Below are 513 nucleotides of genomic sequence, written 5' to 3'. Positions count from 1 at the left end.
CGACGATCTCCTCGGGGACGACCATGTACTGGGCCCAGCCGCCGTCGAAGTCGATGCCGGCGGTGAGCACCTGGGTGCAGGGGCGGTGGCGCACGCAGCCGGCGCACGTGCCGCAGGTCTTGCCGGCCTCCAGGGTGACGCGGGTGCCGACGGGCAGGCCGCGCTTGAGGTCGGTGCCGAGCGTGTGGATCACACCGGCGACCTCGTGGCCGACGGTGACGGTGTCGGACTCCAGGAACAGCGGCGGCAGCGAGCCGTCGAGCAGGTGGACGTCGGAGAGGCAGACGCCGGCGGCCTTGACCTCGATGAGGACCTCGCCCGGGCCGGGGACGGGGACAGGGACCTCTTCCACGGCGAACTTCTTCGTGTCGACGTGGAAGCGTCCGGCGAGCATGGTGTCCATGGTGATCATCTGACTTTCATGCAGTGGTGTGTGTATCGAGGGGGCCCGGCCGTGGAGCCGGGACCTGGCTGGTGCTGGGGCCGCCCGCCCGGCGTCAGGCGGGCGGCCGG

At 71.5% G+C, this 513-nt stretch carries 1 protein-coding gene; it reads right to left on the bottom strand.

Features of this window, described 5'->3' with window-relative positions; translation table 11 throughout:
- A partial coding sequence (locus tag R2S09_RS40235) for an alcohol dehydrogenase catalytic domain-containing protein (RefSeq protein ID WP_316746248.1) occupies nucleotides 1-403 on the bottom strand: 403 nt, incomplete at its 3' end.
- Nucleotides 404-513: the final 110 nt, after the last annotated feature.

The sequence above is a fragment of the Streptomyces sp. MK7 genome, from assembly GCF_032658145.1.
Classification (GTDB): Bacteria; Actinomycetota; Actinomycetes; order Streptomycetales; family Streptomycetaceae; genus Streptomyces; species Streptomyces spiralis.
Note: the sequence above shows the minus strand (reverse complement) of the source record. Positions and strands in the feature narration are given on the sequence as shown.